Genomic DNA, 15,891 nt, shown 5'->3' on the forward strand with positions numbered 1-15,891 from the left:
GCGCGCATCCGCGAGGACTACCTGCGCATCCTGCGCTTCTTCCGCTTTTTCGCCTGGTATGGCGACGGCCGCCCCGATGCCGAGGGGTTGAAGGCCTGCGCCAGGCTGAAGGACGGGCTCAGCCGGCTTTCGGCCGAACGCGTCTGGTCCGAGTTGAAGAAGCTGCTTTCGGCGTCCGATCCGTCGCGCGCACTGCTGTGGATGCGCCAGGCCGGCGTTCTCACCGCCGTGCTGCCGGAGAGCGAGAAGTGGGGCATTGACGCCATCCATGGGCTGGTCAGGACCGAAAAGGATCTCGGCTGGAATGCCGATCCGCTGTTCGGGCTGGAGGCAATGGTGCCGCCGGATGCCGCGCGCATGAAGGTGCTTGCCGAAAGGCTGAGATTTTCGACCAGCGAGGGCGAACGGCTCAAGCAATGGGCGCTGACGGCTTCGCCGGAATCCAAGACAACCGAGACGGAACTTGCGAAGAGGCTCTATTTCGGAAACCGCGACGGTTTCCTCGATCGGCTTCGGCTCGCTCTCGCCGCCGCGCGGACACGTGCCGTCGAGGACAATCAGGCCATGCTGGAAGCCGGTGGTTACTCCCGCTTGCTAGGCTTCGCCTTGAAATGGGAAAAGCCGACCTTTCCAATCAAGGGCGCCGACCTGACCGAACTCGGCGCGTCACCCGGCCCGAAGCTTGGCGCGACGCTGAAGAACCTCGAGAAGGAATGGGTGGATTCCGGATTCGCCATGGATCGCGGTGCGCTGCTCAAGCGCGCCGCGAAGGCACTCGAGGCCTAGCGCGGCAAGCCGTAGGATCGCCGCGGCTCAACGTATCGACACGGGGGCCAACGCGCGCGAAAGGCTTGCCTCGCCCTTGCCGTAGATGGACGGGTCGTAATTGACCAGTGTGTCGGTACGGGCCGTGTTGAGCAGGTCGTTGGTGATCTGAACCGGCGTCGCCTTGGTGAATTTGCTGCCGATGATCGCGGCGTATCCGGAGATGATCGGCGCGGCGAAGGACGTGCCGTAAAGGCCAGTCTTGTCGCCTTCGACGCCGACCACCAGGAAGTGGCCCTGCACGGCCGGGTCGGAGCCGGCATAGTTGGAATACCAGGCAAGCTGAGCCTTGCTGGACGCAGTGCCGTTTGTCGACAGCGCGCCGACGAAGATCGCCGTCGGTTTGCCGATCAGGGCGAGGTCGAGATAGTCCTGCTGGCCGCCGGTCACCCCGCCGACGGCGACCGAGTCGTTGCCTGCCGCCTTCGAGACGATGGCCGATCCCTTGGTGGCGTAGGAAATGATCGAGGACTCCTCCGGGGCCCACCAGATCTGGCTCACGCTGTAGCCCGCGGTGGTGTACATGCCGTAGCTGAGGTTGAGCACGTTACGGCCGCGTGCCAGCGGAACGGCCGAACTCGTCGAGAAATCCTTGGAGCGAATGGTCGCCGCGGGAGCGATCATGCTTGCCTCCTCGCGCGTCCATTCGCCATGCCGCTGGGTCTGCACGCCGAGCCCGAAATTGCCGGAGAAGCGCGATGAACTGCTGAAGTCGTCGACGATGGTGATGGTGACGCCCTTGCCCTTGTAGCCGGCTGCCCATGCGGCGCCGACGTCGGGGCTCATCCAGCTCTGTACTGCCTGGGTCGTTGCCTTTGCGACCGGGATCCTCGCGCTCACGCATATGGATCCACCGCCGTGGCACAACGCGGCCGCCTCGTCCGCGTCGAGGGCTTCCTGCGCCGAGGCGATGGACGCCGGCAAAAGGACGAGCGCCGCGGCAATGCCGAACTTCCAGAAATTACCAGACATGCTCTTACTCCCAGTCAAACAGGAACGAGGACGGACGATCGTAGACTTCGGGAGCAAGAAGACTTCTCATGCGCGACCTCCCGGCGATCAGAAAGTAACACGGTAGTTGAGCCACAGGCGCAGCCTTTCGGGTGTAGCGTTAACCAGATATTTCAGCGTTTCCTCAGGCGCCGTCTCGCCGGCCGCGAGCCGGCAGTTGACGCTATAGGTGCCCAGATCCCCGTAGTCGGCCACGCAGGGCTTTTCGGTCAGGTTGCCGCCGAAGGTCGAGGTAACCGAAAGGGATAGGGTGCTGTTCAGGCTCGGATGAGTCTGGGTGAGAAAACCGAGCTTGAAGCTCGGCGCAATGCGGTATTTCTCGGCTTGTTCCCCGGTCCCAAATCCCCACAGGACGCCGCTGTTTTCGGTGAGCTGCGTGAGAAAATCGACATGCATGTCGACCCAATTGCTGTGGTACCACCGATTGAACGAGACCCAGCTTCCGTCCTGCAACTCGTAGCCGCCATTGCCGAGGCCCCTCGCGCGGTCGCTGAGCCAAGACCCCTGGTGGATATCGACGAGCGACGTGGTCATTTCCTGCGCCATCGCCGGCGAGACACCGAGGAATGCGCACAGCAGGAGTGCCGCTGCACCGAAACCACTTCGATTGTCGGACTTTTCGCGCATGCGCGCAGCACCTCGTCCCGTCGGATCCGGACGCGCCTTGTGGCAAACGGCTCCTCGGGCAGCCGCCGTGGCCGGATCATGCACCTGACGTTCGCATGGAGACCGTTACCGCGGGGTTATCCCAGCCGGCACGAATATAAGTTTTTGCTTGAAATCTTTGGGATTGAAGCCGGTTGTCGGCGATCGGGGCAGATCGCCGCGCGCAAAGCGGGATGCGCCCGGATGCTGCATCCCGCTCGCTGTCCTTGTCGGTGGTGTCGCGCAGAATCGGCGATTGCAGCCGGCCAACGCCTCAGGCCGCGTCGCGGACCTTCTGGATGCGCGAGCGGATCGCCTCGATCATCGTCTCGCGGATGATGGTTTCGCCATGCGTTTCACGCAGATGCTCGACCGCGCGGCGCATGACCTCCGCTTCTTCTTCTGCGCGCGTGTGCCAGTCACAGCCCGGGACGAGTGTTCCGCATTGGAATTCCTTCATGGTCGTTCCTTTCCTCTTTGGCGCGGCTCGGTTTGGACTTCCGTTCCATGTGCTTGTTTTCTAAGCAATTCCGTATGGGAAACCGCTGAGCACGTTCCTGGAATTGCTCAGTTGGACTACCATAACACACACTTCCGGTTTCGGTTGCATCGAAGCCGGGAGGCTGTTGGCTCGTCACGATCTTCATTGGAAACAAAAGGCGGAGCAACCTTGCCCCGCCTTCCTTGCTGCCTGATGCCCGCTTTAGATTGCATACCGTCTCCCCAAAACCTCTGAGCACTTTTGGGCGATGTGCATCGGGCGGGCCGTCACTTCATGATCTTGACCGCCTGGGCAATCTTGTTCTTGCCGCTCATGTCCCAGGAAACGCGAACTTTCTCGCCCGACTTGATGCCCGGATCCTTGAAGGCCTTGGACAGGGTGAAGGTCGATCCGTTGTCCAGAACAAGGCTCATGGCCGTTCCATCAAAGCTCTTGACCGTGCCCGTGGTGTGTTTGACCGCGGCGAACGCGGCGCCACCGGAGGCGAGAAAGGCAGCGGCTGCTGCCGTCACAATAAGCTTGCGCATGGCATGCTCTCCTGGAATGCGGGCACCGTGAGAGCGAGATGAAATCTCGCTCCAGGAAGGCACCCCTCTCGATCAGGGCCGTCCGGTCGCGTCGGGTCGCGGCCCATGGGGAGATGAACGGCCGGCGCTTCCCGACCCGGCAACCTTAAATAACTCAATTTTTTCAAAAGGATATTAGACGAAAAAGAAATCGCGCCTGCCACATTGGCCGCCAAGATTCGGCGTATGGGACATCAATGCGGCCAACCTTGCGTTCACCGGATTTTTACGGCCACTTTACCTCGGGCGGCATGCTGGAAAGGATCGAGGCGACATTGCCGCCGGTCTTCAGGCCAAAGATGGTGCCGCGATCGTGAAGCAAATTGAATTCGACGTAGCGGCCGCGCCGGATGAGCTGTTCGTCGCGGTCGCCGTCGGTCCAGTTCTGGTTGAAATTGCCCCGGACCAGATGGGAATAGACGACGAGGAAAGAACGGCCGACGTCCTGGACGAAACTGAAGTCGGCGTCCCAGCCGCCCTTGTCCTCGCCCGAATGCAGCCAATCGAAAAAGATGCCACCGATACCGCGCGGCTCGTTGCGGTGCGGCAGGAAGAAATACTCGTCGCACCAGGCCTTGAATTTCGGGTAGTCGGCCACGGCTGCGTTCTTCTCGCAGGCGAACTGCATGGCGCGGTGGAAGGCCAGCGTGTCAGGATCCTCCTGGGTGCGGCGCCGGTCAAGCACCGGCGTCAGGTCGGCGCCGCCGCCGAACCAGTGGCGCGTGGTCACGACCATGCGGGTGTTCATATGCACGGCCGGAACGTTGGGATTCCAGGGATGGGCGATCAACGAAATGCCGCTTGCCCAGAAGCGTGGATCCTCCTCGGCGCCGGGGATCTGCTTTCTGAATTCAGGCGAGAATTCGCCGTGGACCGTCGACGTGTGCACACCGACTTTTTCGAAGACCCGGCCGCGCATCATCGACATGGTGCCGCCGCCGCCTTTGCCCTCGTCGCGCTCCCAGGGGGTCTTCTCGAAGTGGCCGGGCGACCATGAGGATAGAGGTCCCTGAAGCTCCCGCTCGATCTGCTCGAACGTGGTGCAGATGCGCTCGCGCAGCGCCTCGAACCAGAGACGGGCCTTCATCTTCTTCTGCTCGATGTCGGCCGGCAGCCCCACGGGAAGGTCAGGTCTTTCCAATTCCGTCTCCAGTTACGGGCTTGCTTGCCCGACAAATGACTCGTCTTTTCAGGGCGCGATCCCTAATCTCTTAAAGGCAAGGGTCAAGTCCTGTCTGACCAAGGCGCAAAGGAGTTCCTTCGTGCGCACCCCGGCAAGACCGCCGCTGGATGGTTTGAAAAAGAGGCTGGAACGCTCGCGGGCCGAACGCGAGAAGCAGCCGCGCGACGGATTCCTGCGCGAGACCTTCGTGCTGCCGCGCCCGGCCGCGCGCCTCAAGGCGAAGGAATGGTTCGAGCGCTTCCCCAAGCAGGCCTACTGGACCGAGATCGAAAGCTGGTTCGAACGGCCGGGCGACGTCATCGAATTCACCATGCGGCGGCTGCCGGCGGCCGACTAGACCGGTCAAGGCGCCAGCAAACGCCTCGCTCCCGTTCCTTCCCTGGCCAGCCTATCGTCCTTGTTCCGGAGCGGACACTTGTCGATCGACATGCAGCCGCAGCCGATGCAGTCGCTCAGCCCGTCGCGCAGCTTCTTCAACTGGCTGATCTTGTGATCGAGCCCATCGCGCCAAGCCGTTGAAAGCAGATTCCAGTCTTCGCGCGTCGGCGTGCGTCCCTCGGGCAGCGAGTGGAATGCCGCTGCGATCTCAGCCAGCGAGATGCCGACCTCCTGGGCGACGCGGATGATCGCCACCCGCCGCAGCACATCGCGGCCATAGCGGCGCTGGTTGCCCGCCGTGCGATGGCTGCGGATCAGACCGCGCGCCTCGTAGAAATGGAGCGCCGATACCGCAACGCCGCTGCGCATCGCCACCTGACCGACCGTCAATTCCTTCACCGCAACCATTTCGCAGTTTCCGCTTGACCTCAAGTTAGGTTGAGCTTGTAGCGAGGAAATCCTGACGAGGCAAATGCAGGAGAAGGCGATGTGCGCCTGGGTGAGAATCGCTGATTACCCTCCCCCTTGCGGGGAGGGTCGTGGAGCGGCATCGCGCAGCGACGCCGCGGAACGGGGTGGGGGTACTTTGTGGCCTTCGACCCCCACCCGGCAAGCTTCGCTTGCCACCCTCCCCACAAGGGAGAGGGTAGGGATCCTATCCGAGCTGGCGGAGCGCTTCGCCCGCGACCATCGCGACGGACAAGGCGACGTTGATGCTGCGCGCGCCCGGCCGCATCGGGATGGTCAATCGCGCATCCGCCGCCTGGTGAACCTCTTCCGGCACGCCGGCGGATTCGCGGCCGAACAGAAGGATGTCACCATTGGCGAAAGCGAAGTCGGTGTACGCGGTCGTCCCCTTGGTGGTGACCAACACCAAACGGCGCGCGCTCGTTCGGCGCCACTCCTCGAAGGCGCGCCAGTCGGCATGGCGGGAAAGCGCCGCCATTTCGAGGTAATCCATGCCGGCCCGTTTCAGGGCCCGGTCGGAGAGCGGAAAGCCGGCCGGCTCGATGATGTCGACACCGAGATCGAGGCAGGCGGCGAAGCGCAGGATTGTCCCGGTGTTGCCGGCGATATCAGGCTGGTAGAGCGCGATGCGGAGACGGCCGTTCATTTCCGCATCCTTCTAATAAGTGGCAGATCGGCCACAGGCGTCTCCAGCTTTCGGCGATTTCTGGACTGGCGGGTGGCCATTTTCTGCGAAGTCGAGTATATGCCGCTCATCGTCAACCCGAACCGAAGGAGGGGGACCACATGATGACCATGCACAACCAGTTCCTTTCCGGGCAGCTCCTCTCCGGGGCTCCAGTACGCCCAACGGCGGTTTCGGTACGACGATTCTTCTGACACTTTAAGACCTATCGCACCGATTCCCGCCGAACCCAGTTTTCGGCTTTCGAAGGAATCTTGCGATGTTTTTCAAACTGCCAAAGGGGCGCCACGCCCCACCTGAACGTGTCGGGACCGACGCTCGTCGTCATGTCGGGACTGACGCTCGTCGTCATGTCCTGACCGATGCAATTCGACCCTCCGGCCGAATGCCGGAGGTCGAACTCGCATCACCCTTTTTAACGCATTTGCACATGGAGGACGGACCGATGTTCGATCCATTCAGAATACCCGGCTCGAGAAGCCTGCACGAGCGCAAGATGGCGACCTGGGCGTTGCTGATCGGCGAGACCTATTCGTCGGCGGTACATGCGCAGGAGCGCCGGCGTCCGCATCGCGGCATGCTGCCGGATGTCGACTTCTCGCGCGCCGTGCCCGACCACAGCCGGCCTTCGCTGGTGCGCCGTGTCGCGAGGCTGTTCCGACCGGGCGAAAAAGCACGGGCTGGCGACAGCCTTTCGTCAGGAGGTTCGGAGCCGTCAGCATCCTCTGGCGAGCCTGTCGGCGAAAAGCCCGCGACACCCTATATTGCGCGAAGCAGGGATGCAGTTGATTCCGTATCGCCGGCCCGCGGCGCAGCGCGGCCGAGAAAGCTTGTCCATCAATCCCGCGCTGCCTGAGCGCATAGACAGTCGAGTGCCCCGGAATGTTCCGCTGGTTTGAAAACAGGCTCGATCCATTTCCCGCCGCGGAGCCGGTCGAGCCGCCGAAGACGCTGATAGCATTCTGCCTGCATTACACGCGCGGCGCCTGGCCCTACATCCTTGGCGATGCGGTGCTGGTGGCGGCGATTGCCATCGCGGAAGTGTGGATGTTCGGCTTCCTTGGCCGCATCGTCGACTGGCTGTCGGGGCAGAACCGCGAAACCTTCCTCGAGACCGAGAGCTGGAAGCTCGCCGGCATGGCCTTCATCGTGCTGTTCGCGCTGCCGGGAACGGTCTGGCTGCATTCGCTGCTCAATCAGCAGACGCTAATGGGCAATTATCCGATGCGCATCCGCTGGCAGGTGCATCGTTACCTGCTCAAGCAGTCGATCAGCTTCTATCAGGACGAATTCGCCGGCCGTATCGCCACCAAGCTGATGCAGACGGCGCTCGCCGTGCGCGAATGCGTCATCAAGGTGCTCGACGTCCTCAACTACGTCATCGTCTATTTCCTCGGCATGCTGTTCATCGTCGGCTCGGCAGACTTGCGCCTTGCCGCGCCGCTCGCCGTCTGGCTGGTCGGCTATATCGGGCTTTTGCGCTTCTTCATCCCACGCCTGGGCAAGGTCGGCGAGGAACAGGCCAACGCGCGTTCGAGCATGACCGGCCGCGTCGTCGACAGCTACACCAACATCCAGACGGTCAAGCTGTTTTCGCATGCACGCCGCGAGGCGGCCTTCGCCAAGGAGGGCATGGCAGGCTTCCTCGACACGGTCTACCGGTCGATGCGGCTGGTGACCGTGCTTTTTGGCTCGCTCTACATTCTGAATGCATTGCTCTTGTTCTCGGTCACCGCCATCTCGCTGTGGCTGTGGTTGGATCAAGCGGTCACGATCGGCGCGGTAGCGGTGGTCATCGGCCTGGTGCTCAGAATGTGGGGCATGTCGCAGTGGATCATGTGGGAGATGTCGGCGCTGTTCGAAAATATCGGCACCGTGCAGGACGGCATCGCTTCGATTTCGTTGCCGCGCCTGGTCGAGGACAGGCCGGATGCGAGGGATATTGCCGTCACCCGCGGCGAAATCCGCTTCGAGGACATCCGCTTCCACTACGGCAAGCAGAAGGGTGTCATCGAGAACCTGTCGCTCACCGTGAGGCCCGGCGAGAAGGTCGGCATCGTCGGCCGGTCCGGCGCCGGCAAGTCGACCCTGGTCAATCTTCTGCTGCGCTTCTACGACCTCGAGGCCGGCCGGATCCTGATCGACGGCCAGGAGATCGCGGCGGTGAAGCAGGATTCGCTGCGCGCGCAGATCGGCATGGTGACCCAGGACACCTCGCTGCTGCACCGATCCGTACGCGAGAACATCCTCTATGGCCGCCCCGACGCGACCGACGAGATGCTGCTGGAGGCGGCGGGCCGGGCCGAAGCGCTGGATTTCATCGGTGCGCTTTCCGACCACGGCGGCCGCAAGGGGTTCGATGCCCATGTCGGCGATCGGGGCGTCAAATTGTCCGGCGGCCAGCGGCAGCGCATCGCCATTGCCCGCGTCATGCTGAAAGACGCGCCGATCCTCATCCTCGACGAGGCGACCTCGGCGCTCGATTCGGAAGCCGAGGCGGCGATCCAGGAGAACCTCTACAAGCTGATGCAGGGCAAGACCGTCATCGCCATCGCGCACAGGCTGTCGACCATTGCAGCGATGGACAGGCTCGTCGTCTTGGACAAGGGCCGCGTCATCGAGGAAGGCTCGCATGAGGAACTCGTCGCCAAAGGCGGGCTCTATGCCCAGCTCTGGCAGCGCCAGTCGGGCGGCTTCCTGCTCGACGACGTGCCGGCCGAGGCCGCCAACGATGCGATTGCCCACGACTTTGATGCCAAGGGTGAAGCCGCGGAATGATGAAAGCCGTTTATCGCTGGTTCGAGCACTGGGTCTACCCGTTCCGCGAGCCGGCGAATCTTCGGCCACCCGCCAGCGTCGGCGGCTTCCTCTGGCACTATGTCGGGCAGGCGAAGCTCGCTTTCTTCGCCATGCTGATCATTGGCGGCATCGCGCCGCTGGTCGAAGCCGGGCTGTTCTATTTCGTCGGACGGCTGGTCGATATCCTCGATCAGCTTCCCGGCGAGCGCAGCTGGCATGCGTTGTGGGCCGCCGCCGGCCCCGAGCTTCTGTTCATGGGCGCGGTCGTGCTTATCATTCGCACGGCGGTCGTCGGACTGGCCGCGTTGGTCGACGAACAGACGATCACGCCGGGCTTCTATAATCTGGTGCGCTGGCAGGCGCACCGGCATGTTTCGCGACAGTCCTATGCCTTCTTCCAGAACGATTTCGCCGGCCGCATCGCCACGAAAGTCTGGCAGGCGGGGCAGGCAACCGGCGATCTGATGGAAAGCTTCATCGAGGTCGTCTGGTTCATGGTCGTCTACACGGTGACGACGCTGGCGCTGGTTGCCGGCCTCGATCTCAGGCTGGCGGCGCTGGTGGTGGTGTGGATCGTCGCCTTCGGCTGTGTGGCCAGGCTCCATCTGCCGGCGGTCCGCAAACATGCCGAGGCGACCGCCGAGGCCGGCTCGATGATCAACGGCCGCATCGTCGATTCCTATTCGAACGTGCAGACGCTGAAGCTCTTCGCCGCCGACGGCGACGACCGCTACATCCGCAGCGGCTTCGATATCTATCTCGATGCGCTGCGGCCGTTCACGCGCAGGCTGACCGGCGTGCGCATGGCGCTGACGACACTTTCCGGCACCATGATCACTGCGATTGCCGCCTTCGCCATCTACTTGTGGGTGGAAGGTTCGATCACGGTCGGCGCCGTCGCCTTCACGCTTTCCCTGGTGCTGAGACTCAACATGCTGCTGGGTCGGCTGATGATGCAGCTCAACAGTATCCTGAGGAATCTCGGCGTGCTCGAGAATTCCAAGGCGCTGATCACGCAGCCGCTCGGCCTGACCGATGCGCCGGGCGCGAAGGAGCTGGTGGTTGGCGGCGGCCGCATCGACCTCAAGAACGTCACCTTCCACTACGGCAAAGGGGCAGGGGTGCTGGACGGCATCGACCTCGTCGTGCGGCCGGGCGAGAAGGTCGGACTGGTCGGCCCGTCGGGCGCCGGCAAGACGACGCTGGCCAATCTCATCCTGCGCCTCTACGATCTCGAGGGCGGCAAGATCCTGATCGACGGCCAGGATATCGCCGAGGTGACGCAGAATTCTCTGCGCGCCAATATCGGCGTGGTCAGCCAGGACACCGCGCTCTTTCATCGCTCGCTGCGCGACAACATCAAGCTCGGCATGCCGGGCGCGACCGACAGCCAAGTGATCGCCGCGGCGCGGAAAGCCGAGGCGCATGACTTCATCATGGGCCTGCGCGACAATCGCGGGCGCGTCGGCTACGAGGCCTATGTCGGCGAGCGCGGCGTGAAGCTGTCCGGCGGCCAGCGGCAGCGCGTCGCGATCGCCCGCCTTTTCCTCAAGGATGCGCCTATCCTTATCCTCGACGAGGCGACCTCGGCGCTCGATTCCGACATCGAGGCGGCGATCCAGGAGAATCTGGCACGGCTGATGGAGGACAAGACCGTGATCGCCATCGCGCACCGGCTGTCCACCATCGCCGCGCTCGACCGGCTGGTGGTGCTCGATGGCGGGCAAATCGTCGAACAGGGTACGCATGACGAGCTGGTGGCGCTCGACGGGCTCTATGCGCGGCTGTGGAAACGGCAGTCCGGCGGCTTCCTGTTCAATGAGGAAAGCGTGCTGGAAGAGACGCGGCCGGCGGAGTAGAAAACGGTCATGTCGGTACGGATGCCTTCGAATTTCGGACGCTCAGGCGTGCAGGAAAGCGCGCTCGACCTGCTCGGTCACGAGATCCTCGCCGAGAAGGCGGCGGCCCTTGGCCGCGCCGGCCAGCGCGTCGAGGAGACGCTGGCGAAGCTGCGTGAGAACGGCGATGGCGAGCATCGCAACCGGCTGCTCAAGGAGGCGGCGGACGCCGTCCACGGCTATTTCATCCAACGCGAACTCTGCGGCTTTCGCCGGCACGACGCCGTGATCCGCGAATACAACATCCCGAGGGCGGTGCTGGTCAGGCTCGGCGCCAGCTAATGCATGTCGCCCAGAAGTGTACACGGTTCTGGGGCAACGACATGCATCAAGACAAGGACTTAAAGCGCGTCGCCTGAATCCGTTTCAGCGCGACGCGCTTTAGGAAACCTATTCAAGCCATTCGGTAATGAAGCTGCCATTCTCGTGGATGTCGGTGGTCTCGAGCGGGCCGGGGCCGAGATTGCTGAATTTGTGCGGCGTGTCGGGTGGCACGATCAGGATCTGGCCGGCGGACGCCTCGATCCGCTGGTCGCCGACGGTAAAGAGGGCCTTCCCTTGCCGGATGATGAAGATCTCCGCATAGGGATGCTTGTGCAGGCGCGGGCCGCCGCCGATTCCCGGCATATAGTTGAAGATCAGGCAGCTTCTGGAGCCGAAGGCGCCGCATTGCAGCTCGCCTTGCCAGCGGTCCGGGGCTTTCGCCCATTTGTCGCGGTCGATGACATGCGCCATGGCCGGAGATTAGACCGGGCCAGCGGTTCCTGTCGAGGTTGACAAGGCCCCGATTTCGCCCAAGATTTCCCTCTGTTTCACGGTGTCTGACGCTGCGCAGGCGGAGCGGCAACCCAGGCTGCGGCACATCCCCGCGACAATCTGCCCTTGTGCCTTCACCCGTCTGGACAAAAACGGGCTTCACGCATAAACCGAACCTCCAAATGCCGGAGGAATTCGCTAGCCTGTTCGCCATGCGCTGTCGGGCCGGCGCGATTGAGCGGGGACAAGGCTCGGCCGCCGGCACGGAAAGAGGCGAAAGGATCAGGCACCCGTGAGCGCAACCGACATCCACGATCCCAACCGTCGCGATTTTCTCTATATCGCCACCGGCATGGCCGGCGTGGTCGGCGCAGGCGCCGTCGCATGGCCGTTCATCGACCAGATGCAGCCGGATGCCTCGACGCTGGCGCTGGCTTCGGTCGAGGTCGATGTCTCTTCGCTCCAGCCCGGCAGTTCGCTGATCGTCAAGTGGCGCGGCAAGCCGGTCGTGGTGCGCAACCGCACCGAGAAGGAGATGAAGGACGGCGAGGCTGTCAGCCTCAACGACCTCAAGGATCCGATCGCGCGCAACGCCAACCTGCCCTCCGACGCGCCGGCGACCGACGCCAACCGCACCACCCCCGGCAAGGAAGCCTGGATGGTGATGGTGCAGGTCTGCACCCATCTCGGCTGTATCCCGCTCGGCCAGGAAGGCGATTTCGGCGGCTGGTTCTGCCCGTGCCACGGCTCGCAGTACGACACAGCCGGCCGCATCCGCAAAGGCCCGGCGCCCGAGAACATGGCGATCCCGGTATTCAAATTCATTTCCGATACCAAGATTCTTATCGGCTGAGGCAGGGGGATATTTCGATGAGCGAGGGACACTCCACCTACACGCCGAAGACCGGCATCGGACGCTGGGTCGATGCGCGCATGCCGCTGCCCAGGCTGGTCTATGACAGCTTCATCGCCTATCCGGTGCCGCGCAACCTCAACTACATGTGGACGTTCGGCGGCATCCTGTCGATCATGCTGGTGGCGCAGATCCTGACCGGCATCGTGCTGGCCATGCATTACACGTCCGACACAAATCTCGCCTTCGATTCGGTCGAGAAGATCATGCGCGACGTGAATTCGGGATGGCTCTTGCGCTACCTCCATTCCAACGGCGCCTCGTTCTTCTTCGTCGCCGTCTACATCCACATCTTCCGCGGTCTCTTCTACGGTTCCTACAAGGCGCCGCGCGAGCTGCTCTGGATTCTCGGCTGCATCATCTACCTGCTGATGATGGCTACCGGCTTCATGGGCTACGTGCTGCCTTGGGGCCAGATGAGCTTCTGGGGCGCCACCGTCATCACCGGCTTCTTCAGCGCCATTCCGCTGGTCGGCAACTGGATCCAGGAACTGCTGCTCGGCGGCTTCGCCGTCGACAATCCGACGCTGAACCGCTTCTTTTCACTCCACTACCTTCTGCCGTTCATGATCGCCGGCGTCGTCGTGCTGCACATCTGGGCGCTGCACGTCGTCGGCCAGTCGAACCCGACCGGCATCGAAGTCAAGTCGAAGACCGATACGGTCGCTTTCACGCCCTACGCCACCATCAAGGACGCGTTCGGCATGATCGTGTTCCTGTTCTTCTTCGCCTATTTCGTCTTCTATCTGCCGAACTATCTCGGCCACCCGGACAACTACACGGTCGCCAACCCGCTGAAGACGCCGGCCCACATCGTTCCGGAATGGTATTTCCTGCCGTTCTACGCGATCCTGCGCGCCATCACCTTCAATATCGGGCCGATCAACTCCAAGCTCGGCGGCGTGCTGTGCATGTTCGGCGCCATCGCCATGCTGTTCCTGGTGCCGTGGCTCGACACCTCCAAGGTGCGCTCGGCGGTCTACCGGCCCTGGTACAAGCTGTTCTTCTGGCTGTTCGTGGCCGACGCCGTCCTGCTGGGATGGCTGGGCTCGCAGCCGGCGGAAGGCAGCTACGTGTTCATGGCGCAGATGGCGACGCTGTTCTACTTCGCCTTCTTCCTGGTCGTCTTGCCGGTGCTCGGCCTGATCGAGACGCCGCGCAGGCTGCCGAACTCGATCACCGAAGCGGTGCTGGAAAAGAAGAACAAGGGGGCCGGCGGGCATCCGGCAGGCGCGGTGAGCGCGCCGGAAACCAAAGGCTGAGAATCTGAGGGGATTTGGCATGAAGAAGATTCTCACCTCGCTGGCGCTGCTTGGCCTGGTGGCCGCGGGCACAATGGTCGCCGCTGCCCAGGAAGGGCATCAAGAGGCAGCGCCGACGCATTTCCCGATCAACGAGCCGAAGGAAATGAGCTGGAGCTTCGCCGGCCCGTTTGGCACCTATGACAAGGGCCAGCTGCAGCGCGGCCTCAAGGTCTACAAGGAAGTCTGCTCGGCCTGCCACTCGATGAACCTGGTGGCGTTCCGCACCTTGGAAGGGCTTGGCTATTCTGAAGGCCAGATCAAGACGCTCGCCGCCGAATACACCATCCATGACGGCCCGAACGATGCCGGCGACATGTTCGACCGCCCGGGCAAGCCGTCGGATCACTTCCCGGCGCCATTCCCGAACGAGCAGGCCGCCGCTGCAGCCAATGGCGGCGCCGCTCCGCCGGACATGTCGCTGCTTGCTAAGGCGCGCGGCGTCGAGCGCGGCTTCCCGCGCTTCGTCTTCGACATCTTCACCCAGTACGCCCAGGGCGGCCCGGATTACATCCACTCGCTGTTGACCGGCTACGACCAGACGCCGCCGGCCGGCATGGTGATCCCGGAAGGCACGCACTACAATCCGTACTTCCTGTCCGGCGTGTCACTGAAGATGCCGAAGCCGCTCTCGGACGGCCAGGTGACCTATGACGACGGCTCGCCGCAGACGGTCGACCAGTATTCGCGCGACATCGCAGCCTTCCTGATGTGGGCGGCGGAGCCGCATCTCGAGGACCGCAAGAAGACCGGCTTCCGCGTGCTGGTGTTCCTGGTGCTGTTCGGCGCCTTGGTCTACATGACCAAGCGCAAGGTGTGGGCCGACGTGGCGCACTGACCCGTCTGGCATTTCAGAAAAATGCGAGGGCGCCGAACGGGCGCCCTTTTCTTTTCGGCTGCTTGCCGGCAAAACTGTACGGCAACGGATCAACCGCCCATGAAATCCTCCCTCGAAGACACGCTGCTCGCGGCCATCCGCACCATTCCGGATTATCCCAAACCCGGCATCCTGTTCCGCGACATCACCACGCTGCTGGGTGACGCTCGCGCCTTCCGCCGCTCCATCGACGAGCTGGTGCATCCCTATGCCGGGCTGAAGATCGACAAGATCGCCGGCATCGAGGCGCGCGGCTTCATCCTGGGCGGCGCCGTCGCGCACCAGCTTTCGGCCGGCTTCGTGCCGATCCGCAAGAAGGGCAAGCTGCCTTACGAAACGGTGCGCGTCGCCTACAGCCTCGAATACGGGCTGGACGAGATGGAGATGCACAAGGACGGCGTTTTAGAGGGCGAGAAGGTGATCCTGGTCGACGACCTGATCGCCACCGGCGGCACGGCTGAAGCGGCGGTGAGGCTGCTCAGGCAGATCGGCGCCGATATCGTCGCCGCATGCTTCGTCATCGACCTGCCGGATCTCGGCGGGCGCCGGAAGCTGGAGGCGCTCGGCGTGCCGGTGAGGACGCTGATCGGGTTCGAGGGACATTAGTGAGTAGTGAATAATGAATAATGAATAGTGACTACTCACTACTCACTACTCACTACTCACTACTCTCCATCGCCATTCACCATTCACCATTCACCATTCACTACTCCACCTTCACCAGCACGGCGCTGTCGAACTCGATGACCTTGTCGCCGGTCGAATCGAAGGCTTCGCAGCGCAGCGTGAGCAGGTTCCAGCCGGGGCGCGCGGCAAGCGGGCGGTGGGCGAGCGCGGTGCGCGTGAAGGTCACGGTCTCGCCGGCATAGACCGGCTTCAGCCATTTCAGGTTGCGGAAACCGGGCGAGGGGCCGAATTCGGGCTGCGGACCGGGGCCGGTCCAGCGCACACCCTCGGTCTCCATGCGCTTTTCGAGGTTGTATTTCATCCAGGTGGAGGCGGTGTGCCAGCCGGAGGCGCAGAGCCCGCCAAGCACGCTCTTCCTCGCCGCCTCTTCGTCGACATGGAAGACCTGCGGATCGTA

The 15,891-nt window shown here is 63.1% G+C and carries 18 protein-coding genes and 1 pseudogene; 10 read left to right on the top strand and 9 right to left on the bottom strand.

Annotation, left to right across the window (positions count from 1 at the left end; translation table 11 throughout):
• Positions 1 to 786, top strand: a pseudogene (locus EOA29_RS08895) (CCA tRNA nucleotidyltransferase); the annotation flags it as partial.
• Positions 787 to 813: 27 nt separating this feature from the next.
• Here EOA29_RS08895 and EOA29_RS08900 read toward each other — a convergent pair.
• The 5 genes from EOA29_RS08900 to hemF all read right to left on the bottom strand — a co-directional run bounded on the left by EOA29_RS08900 (position 814) and on the right by hemF (position 4,690).
• Positions 814 to 1,797 (bottom strand): S8/S53 family peptidase, encoded by a 984-nt coding sequence (locus EOA29_RS08900; protein ID WP_126092349.1) that lies wholly within the window; start codon positions 1,795 to 1,797, stop codon positions 814 to 816.
• An 87-nt stretch (positions 1,798 to 1,884) separates the two neighbouring features.
• Positions 1,885 to 2,463: a hypothetical protein gene (locus EOA29_RS08905; RefSeq protein ID WP_126092350.1), complete on the bottom strand. Its 579-nt coding sequence runs from the start codon at positions 2,461 to 2,463 to the stop codon at positions 1,885 to 1,887.
• 292 nt (positions 2,464 to 2,755) lie between these two features.
• Positions 2,756 to 2,941: a DUF1059 domain-containing protein gene (locus EOA29_RS08910; protein WP_040970995.1), complete on the bottom strand. Its 186-nt coding sequence runs from the start codon at positions 2,939 to 2,941 to the stop codon at positions 2,756 to 2,758.
• Positions 2,942 to 3,249: 308 nt separating this feature from the next.
• On the bottom strand, positions 3,250 to 3,510 hold the full coding sequence (locus EOA29_RS08915) for a DUF1344 domain-containing protein (RefSeq protein WP_127220780.1): 261 nt from the start codon (positions 3,508 to 3,510) through the stop codon (positions 3,250 to 3,252).
• A 265-nt stretch (positions 3,511 to 3,775) separates the two neighbouring features.
• Entirely contained in the window at positions 3,776 to 4,690 is a 915-nt protein-coding gene (gene hemF / locus EOA29_RS08920) for an oxygen-dependent coproporphyrinogen oxidase (RefSeq protein ID WP_126092352.1), read from the bottom strand.
• Between the two features lie 121 nt (positions 4,691 to 4,811).
• On the opposite strand from hemF, the gene EOA29_RS08925 reads away from it, so the two are divergent.
• On the top strand, positions 4,812 to 5,069 hold the full coding sequence (locus tag EOA29_RS08925; protein WP_126092353.1) for a hypothetical protein: 258 nt from the start codon (positions 4,812 to 4,814) through the stop codon (positions 5,067 to 5,069).
• Positions 5,070 to 5,074: 5 nt separating this feature from the next.
• Here the strand turns inward: EOA29_RS08925 and soxR are convergent, their stop codons facing one another.
• Both soxR and EOA29_RS08935 read right to left on the bottom strand, forming a co-directional pair.
• Positions 5,075 to 5,518, bottom strand: coding sequence for a redox-sensitive transcriptional activator SoxR (gene soxR, locus EOA29_RS08930; RefSeq protein ID WP_126092354.1), 444 nt, complete (start codon positions 5,516 to 5,518; stop codon positions 5,075 to 5,077).
• A 247-nt stretch (positions 5,519 to 5,765) separates the two neighbouring features.
• Positions 5,766 to 6,224 (bottom strand): tRNA (cytidine(34)-2'-O)-methyltransferase, encoded by a 459-nt coding sequence (locus EOA29_RS08935; RefSeq protein ID WP_126092355.1) that lies wholly within the window; start codon positions 6,222 to 6,224, stop codon positions 5,766 to 5,768.
• 484 nt (positions 6,225 to 6,708) lie between these two features.
• Here EOA29_RS08935 and EOA29_RS08940 point away from each other — a divergent pair, with 484 nt between their 5' ends.
• The 4 genes from EOA29_RS08940 to EOA29_RS08955 are packed head-to-tail and all read left to right on the top strand — an operon-like array spanning position 6,709 to position 11,242.
• The gene (locus EOA29_RS08940) at positions 6,709 to 7,119 is read left to right on the top strand and encodes a hypothetical protein (RefSeq protein ID WP_245468440.1); all 411 of its coding nucleotides are present in this window, start codon (positions 6,709 to 6,711) and stop codon (positions 7,117 to 7,119) included.
• 26 nt (positions 7,120 to 7,145) lie between these two features.
• Complete coding sequence (locus EOA29_RS08945) at positions 7,146 to 9,041, top strand: ABC transporter ATP-binding protein (RefSeq protein ID WP_126092356.1); 1,896 nt, start codon at positions 7,146 to 7,148, stop codon at positions 9,039 to 9,041.
• On the top strand, positions 9,038 to 10,921 hold the full coding sequence (locus EOA29_RS08950; RefSeq protein ID WP_126092357.1) for an ABC transporter ATP-binding protein: 1,884 nt from the start codon (positions 9,038 to 9,040) through the stop codon (positions 10,919 to 10,921). The genes EOA29_RS08945 and EOA29_RS08950 overlap by 4 nt, the downstream gene beginning before the upstream one ends.
• Positions 10,922 to 10,930: 9 nt before the next feature.
• Positions 10,931 to 11,242, top strand: a complete 312-nt coding sequence (locus EOA29_RS08955; RefSeq protein WP_126092358.1) for a DUF6665 family protein — start codon at positions 10,931 to 10,933, stop codon at positions 11,240 to 11,242.
• A 108-nt stretch (positions 11,243 to 11,350) separates the two neighbouring features.
• On the opposite strand, the gene EOA29_RS08965 is transcribed toward EOA29_RS08955, so the two are convergent.
• On the bottom strand, positions 11,351 to 11,695 hold the full coding sequence (locus EOA29_RS08965; protein WP_126092359.1) for a cupin domain-containing protein: 345 nt from the start codon (positions 11,693 to 11,695) through the stop codon (positions 11,351 to 11,353).
• A 313-nt stretch (positions 11,696 to 12,008) separates the two neighbouring features.
• Here EOA29_RS08965 and petA point away from each other — a divergent pair, with 313 nt between their 5' ends.
• From petA to EOA29_RS08985, 4 genes are all read left to right on the top strand, one after another.
• Positions 12,009 to 12,569, top strand: a complete 561-nt coding sequence (gene petA / locus EOA29_RS08970; RefSeq protein ID WP_126092360.1) for a ubiquinol-cytochrome c reductase iron-sulfur subunit — start codon at positions 12,009 to 12,011, stop codon at positions 12,567 to 12,569.
• A 17-nt stretch (positions 12,570 to 12,586) separates the two neighbouring features.
• The gene (locus EOA29_RS08975) at positions 12,587 to 13,891 is read left to right on the top strand and encodes a cytochrome b N-terminal domain-containing protein (RefSeq protein ID WP_126092361.1); all 1,305 of its coding nucleotides are present in this window, start codon (positions 12,587 to 12,589) and stop codon (positions 13,889 to 13,891) included.
• Between the two features lie 19 nt (positions 13,892 to 13,910).
• Complete coding sequence (locus EOA29_RS08980; RefSeq protein ID WP_126092362.1) at positions 13,911 to 14,768, top strand: cytochrome c1; 858 nt, start codon at positions 13,911 to 13,913, stop codon at positions 14,766 to 14,768.
• A 99-nt stretch (positions 14,769 to 14,867) separates the two neighbouring features.
• The gene (locus tag EOA29_RS08985) at positions 14,868 to 15,413 is read left to right on the top strand and encodes an adenine phosphoribosyltransferase (protein WP_126092363.1); all 546 of its coding nucleotides are present in this window, start codon (positions 14,868 to 14,870) and stop codon (positions 15,411 to 15,413) included.
• A 100-nt stretch (positions 15,414 to 15,513) separates the two neighbouring features.
• Here the strand turns inward: EOA29_RS08985 and EOA29_RS08990 are convergent.
• Positions 15,514 to 15,891 (bottom strand): MaoC/PaaZ C-terminal domain-containing protein (locus EOA29_RS08990; protein ID WP_127220782.1); only part of this gene is annotated, 378 nt, incomplete at its 5' end.

It is taken from the genome of Mesorhizobium sp. M1E.F.Ca.ET.063.01.1.1 (genome assembly GCF_003998155.1).
Taxonomy (GTDB): Bacteria; Pseudomonadota; Alphaproteobacteria; order Rhizobiales; family Rhizobiaceae; genus Mesorhizobium.